Genomic DNA, 5,128 nt, shown 5'->3' with positions numbered 1-5,128 from the left:
GCGGCCGGGACCGTGGGCGGGGGCGGGCTTGGCGGCGGGGCGGCCGCCCCGGCGGGCCTCGATGAGGCTGACCGCGCGCTCGGGCAGCCAGGCGGAGGCGGTGCCGCTGTCGTCGGAACCGGAGCCGAAGAGATGCGGGGCGAGCTGGGCCTGGAGGTCGGCCGGGGTGGGCCGGGCCGATGCCTCCATCTGCATACAGGACTCGATCAGCGGGCGCAGCTCCTCGGGCAGCCCGTCCAGGTCGGGGCCCTCGCGCAGCAGCATGAACACCGTCTCGACCGGGTTGGCGCCGTGGAAGGGGGCGTGCCCGGTGGCGGCGAAGACGAGGGTGGAGCCGAGGGAGAACACATCGCTGGCGCCGGTGACGCTGCGGGAGTCCTTGGCCTGCTCCGGGGACATGTAGGCGGGGGTGCCGACGGCGACGTTCGTCATCGTCAAACGCGTGTTCGAGACGCCGGACGCGATACCGAAGTCGATCACCCGGGGGCCGTCCTCGACGACCAGGACGTTGGACGGCTTGAGGTCGCGGTGGACGAGTCCGGCACCGTGGATGGACTGCAGCGCCTCCGCGACCCCGGCCGCGAGCCAGCGCACCGCCTGGGCCGGGAGCGGCCCGCACTCGTTCACTATCTCCTCGAGGGAGGGCGCGGGGACGTACGCCGTGGCCAGCCACGGCACGGCGGCGCGCGGATCGGCGTCCACGACGGCCGCGGTGTAGAAGCCGGACACCGCGCGGGCCGCCTCCACCTCGCGCGTGAAGCGGACGCGGAACAGCTGGTCCTCGGCCAGTTCGGTACGGACCGTCTTGATCGCCACGCGCCGGCCGGACGCCGAGCGCGCGAGATAGACCAGCCCCATACCGCCGGCTCCCAGCCGTCCCAGCACCTCGAACGGCCCGATACGCCGCGGATCGTGCTGCGTCAGCTGATCCACCACTTGCCTGCCACCTCCCCGTACGAGTCGCGCCACCACCTGTGTCCGCGACCGAAGTGCAGCGTCTCACCACCGCACCGCCGTGGCGGCACGCACCCCGATTCTTCCTGGCCGGGGCCCTCGTTGCGAACCCACCGGCAATCGGGGTGTCTCACCATAAAGGAGACATTTACCCGGCTCGGTGGTGCCGCGGCGCGCGGCTCAGCAGTGCGAAGGACGCCCCTTGATTGTCGGTGACGACGGCCGCCGTGCCGTAGGACGTCTCGAAGGGCGGGACCTGGACCCGGCCGCCGAGCCGCACCACGTCCTCCATGGCCGCCGCGGGGTCCTCGACGGCGAAGTGGACGAGGAAGTGCGGCGGCATCTCGGCGGCGAAGACGTCGGAGACGGGGGCGCGGCCGAAGTCGGGCCGGGCGCCGGGGCCGAACAGGGCCTCGTGGAAGAGGTCGCCGTAGAAGGTGTTGGCGGCCTCGGTGTCGCGCGTGTAGAGCTGCACCCAGGCGAAGGTGCCCGGCTCGTGCCGGCGGCCGAAGCCGGGGTGGTTCCCGGGCTGCCACAGGGCGAAGACGGCGCCCCCGACGTCGGTGACGAGCGCGTGGACGCCGAGATCGCCGAGCGGCAGGGGCGCGGAGACGATCCGGCCGCCGGCCGCGCGGATCCGCCGGCACAGGTCCTCGGCGTCGGGGGTGGCGAAGGACACCGTCCACACCGTGGGGAGCCGGCCGTCCGCCTTGTGCGCGAGGGAGGCGATGGGCTCACCGTCCTTCAGCGCCCGCACGCCGTCCATGGGCAGGTCGGGCTGGTCCTGGAAGGTCCACCCGAAGAGCTCCCCGTAGAACCGCTTCCCCGCCTCCACATCGGGCAGCTGCGCGTCCACCCAGCACGGGGTGCCCTCTGTGTACTCCGATGCCCTGTTTTCGGCCATGCCGCCAAACTAACCGCGCCACCCGCACCCCGCAGACCAGGCACACCAGCCTTCGAGAATGCGCACACCCCATTTGCAGTCGGCCGAATCGCGCTCCGATCACCCCTCGGTAAGCTGACGACATGACAGGACAAGTGCGTACCGTCGACGGCCGCGTGGCCGGCCGGCGTGGGCAGGCGACCCGGCAGAAGCTGCTCGACTGCCTCAGCGAGATGCTCAGCTCCTCCCCCTACCGGGACGTCAAAGTCATCGATGTCGCCCGGAAGGCGGGCACTTCGCCCGCGACGTTCTACCAGTACTTCCCGGACGTCGAGGGCGCCGTTCTGGAGATCGCGGAGCAAACGGCCGCCGAGGGCGCCGGGTTGACCGAGATCGTGGCGGGTCGCTCCTGGGTCGGCAAGGCCGGCTGGCAGACCGCGCAGGAACTCGTCGACGGCTTCCTGGACTTCTGGCGCAAGAACGACGCCATTCTGCGCGTCGTCGACCTCGGGGCGGCCGAGGGCGACAAGCGCTTCTACAAGATCCGGATGAAGGTCCTCAACTCGGTGAACAACTCCCTCGCCGACGCCGTCGCCGAGTTGCAGTCCAAGGGCCGGGTCGACAAGGACGTGAACCCGGCGGCGATCGCCGGTTCGCTGGTCGCCATGCTCGCGGCCGTGGCCTCGCACCAGAAGGGCTTCTCCTCCTGGGGCGTGAAGCAGGCCGAACTCAAGCCCAACCTCGCCCTGTTGGTGTATCTGGGCGTCACCGGCAAGAAGCCGACGAAGTAGGCGGCGCCCGGCGCAGCACCCTTCCCTTTTCCCTCAAGTCCTGTCTGGCAGGCGGTGGTCCACTCCGGTGGGCCACCGCCTGTCGCGTTACGCGGGCAGGGGCCGGTCCTTCACCACGTGCTTCATCACCAGCGTCGACGTCAGCCGCTGCACCCCCGGCAGGGTGGCCAGGCGCTCGTCGTAGAGCCGCTGGTAGGCGGCGAGGTCGGCGGCGACCACCCGCAGCAGATAGTCGGGCTCCCCGAACAGCCGCTGCGCCTCCAGCACCTCCTCCACCTCGCTGACCGCCCGCTCGAACTGCACGACCGTCTCCCGGTCCTCCTGCCGCATGGACACGAACACCAGCGCCTCGAAGGTCAGCCCCACCGCCGCCGGATCCACCACCGCCCGGTACCCGCTGATCGCCCCCGACCGCTCCAGCTCGCGCAGCCGCCGATGACAGGGCGAGACGCTCAGCCGCACCCGCGCGGCCAGCTCGGTCACGGTCAGCCGCCCGTCCTGCTGCAGCTCGGCAAGAATCTTCCGGTCCATGTCGTCCATGGAGAAAATCCTGCCCCAGAGTGCGAGAGAGCGGGGAAACTTCGGAAACACATTCGGCCGTTTCTCTCCTAATCTCGCCACCATGGACTCCGCCACCCTGCTCTCCTTCCTCGCCCTCGATCTGCTGCTCGTCTGCGTCCCCGGTGCCGACTGGGCGTACACGATCTCGGCCGGGCTGCGCGGACGGTCGGTGTACGCGGCGGTCGGCGGCCTGGTCACCGGGTACGCGCTGCACACCGTGCTGGCCGCGGCGGGGCTCGCGGTCCTGGTCGCCGGTTCGCCGGTGCTGCTCACCGCGCTGACGGTGGCGGGGTCGGCGTATCTGGTGTGGCTGGGCTGGAGCGTGCTGCGCCGGCCCGGCACCCCGGGCGCGGACGGCACCGCCGCCGAGGAGAGCGGCGCCCGGGCCTTCCGGCGCGGTGCGGTGATCAGCGGCCTGAACCCCAAGGGACTGCTGCTCTACCTCTCCGTCCTGCCCCAGTTCCTGGTCACCGGCGACGGGGCGCACCTGCCGGTGCCGGTGCAGACGGCCGCGCTGGGTGCGCTGCACATGGCGTGCTGCGCCGCCGTCTATCTGTCGGTGGGCCTCGCCGCCCGCGCGGTCCTGGGCGCCCGGCCGACAGCGGCACGGGCCGTGGTCCGCACGTCCGGGGCGGCGATGCTCGGGATCGGCGCGCTGCTGCTGGTGCAGCGGCTTGCCGTGCTGTAGCCGGTCACCTGCGGCCGTCCGTGCTGTAGCCGGTCGCCTGCGGCCGGCCGTGCTCCAGCCGGTCACCTGCGCTGGAGCCGGAACAGCCGGATCTCGCGCTCCACCCGCGCCTGGTACGCGGCATACGGCGGCCAGAACTCCAGGACCGCCTTCCACACCGCCGTCCGCTCCTCCCCCTCCAGCAGCCGGGCCGTGACGGGGACGTCCTCACCGCGCCAGTTGATCACGGCGTCGGGGTGGGCGAGCAGGTTGTACGTCCACGCCGGGTGACCGGTGCGGCCGAAGTTGGAGCCGACCAGGATCCAGCTCCGCCCGCCGTCCTCCGGCATGCACGCCAGCGGGGTGCGCCGGGGCCGCCCGCTGCGCGCACCGGTCGAGGTCAGCACGACGCTCGGCAGCAGCCGGGCACTGAGCAGCACCCTTCCCTTGGTGAGCCGGTGCAGGCCGCGGTCCGCGGCGGGCAGCACATACGGCGCGACACGGGCGAAGCCCGGGGTCGCGGACACCTTCTGCACCCAGCGCTCCACCCACCTCATCACCCTCGACCCGCCTCCTCGCACTCGAAGACGCACGCCCGGTCGGCCGCGTGCGCCCGCAGCCGGTGGACCGGCCCGAAGAGCAGCTCGTCGCCCGTGGCGCGCTTGACGTACAGATGCGCGTCGTGTTCCCAGGTGAAGCCGATCCCACCGTGCAGTTGGACCCCCTCGGCGGCGGCCACGCGCAGGGCCTCAAGCGCCTGCGCCAGGGCGAGCCCGCCCACGCTCTCGCCGTGCGCGGTCGCCCAGGCCGCGTAGTACGCCGCCGAGCGGGCCGCCTGCACCTGGACGTACACATCGGCCAGCCGGTGCTTGACCGCCTGGAACGACCCGACCGGCCGCCCGAACTGCTCCCGCTGCCCGACGTACTCGACCGTCCGCTCCAGGATGCGCTCGGCGGCGCCCACCGCTTCGGTGCCGAGGCAGGCGGCGGCGGTATCGCCGGTGAGGGCGAGGGCGGTGAGGACGGCGTCGCTGTCGCCCTCACCCAACAGCTCAGCCTCTACATCCCGCAGTTGTACGCGCCCCTGGGGCCGGGTCGCGTCCAGGGTGGTCAGCCGGGTCCGGGTGAGGCCGGGCGCGTCGGCCGGGACCAGGAACAGCAGGGTGCGGGCGCGGGCGAAGCCGCCGGTGTGGGCCGGGACCACGAGAAGGTCCGCGCTGTGCCCGTCGAGGACCTGGTCGGCCTGCCCGTACAGCCGCCAGCCTTCGTCCG

At 72.3% G+C, this 5,128-nt stretch carries 7 protein-coding genes; 2 read left to right on the top strand and 5 right to left on the bottom strand.

Translation table 11 applies throughout. The features are described 5' to 3' along the window. Positions 1-936: serine/threonine-protein kinase (locus tag N4P33_RS32525; protein WP_260830534.1), on the bottom strand; the 936-nt coding region annotated here is incomplete at its 3' end. Between the two features lie 166 nt (positions 937-1,102). Next, positions 1,103-1,858, bottom strand: coding sequence for a VOC family protein (locus tag N4P33_RS32520; RefSeq protein ID WP_260830533.1), 756 nt, complete (start codon positions 1,856-1,858; stop codon positions 1,103-1,105). A gap of 134 nt (positions 1,859-1,992) precedes the next feature. Between N4P33_RS32520 and N4P33_RS32515 the strand changes: the two genes are divergently transcribed. After that, positions 1,993-2,628 (top strand): TetR/AcrR family transcriptional regulator, encoded by a 636-nt coding sequence (locus N4P33_RS32515; protein ID WP_260830535.1) that lies wholly within the window; start codon positions 1,993-1,995, stop codon positions 2,626-2,628. An 87-nt stretch (positions 2,629-2,715) separates the two neighbouring features. Here N4P33_RS32515 and N4P33_RS32510 read toward each other — a convergent pair whose 3' ends face one another. Next, positions 2,716-3,168 carry an Lrp/AsnC family transcriptional regulator gene (locus tag N4P33_RS32510; RefSeq protein ID WP_260830532.1) on the bottom strand — a complete coding sequence of 151 codons (453 nt, stop codon included), beginning with the start codon at positions 3,166-3,168 and terminating at the stop codon, positions 2,716-2,718. Positions 3,169-3,250: 82 nt separating this feature from the next. On the opposite strand from N4P33_RS32510, the gene N4P33_RS32505 reads away from it, so the two are divergent. After that, positions 3,251-3,877, top strand: coding sequence for a LysE family translocator (locus N4P33_RS32505; protein WP_260830531.1), 627 nt, complete (start codon positions 3,251-3,253; stop codon positions 3,875-3,877). Between the two features lie 62 nt (positions 3,878-3,939). Here the strand turns inward: N4P33_RS32505 and N4P33_RS32500 are convergent, their stop codons facing one another. Next, positions 3,940-4,413, bottom strand: a complete 474-nt coding sequence (locus N4P33_RS32500; RefSeq protein ID WP_260830530.1) for a nitroreductase family deazaflavin-dependent oxidoreductase — start codon at positions 4,411-4,413, stop codon at positions 3,940-3,942. Beyond that, positions 4,413-5,128: acyl-CoA dehydrogenase family protein (locus tag N4P33_RS32495; protein ID WP_260830529.1), on the bottom strand; the 716-nt coding region annotated here is incomplete at its 5' end. The genes N4P33_RS32500 and N4P33_RS32495, both read right to left, overlap by 1 nt.

It is taken from the genome of Streptomyces sp. 15-116A (assembly GCF_025290915.1).
Taxonomy (GTDB): Bacteria; Actinomycetota; Actinomycetes; order Streptomycetales; family Streptomycetaceae; genus Streptomyces.
Note: the sequence above shows the minus strand (reverse complement) of the source record. Positions and strands in the feature narration are given on the sequence as shown.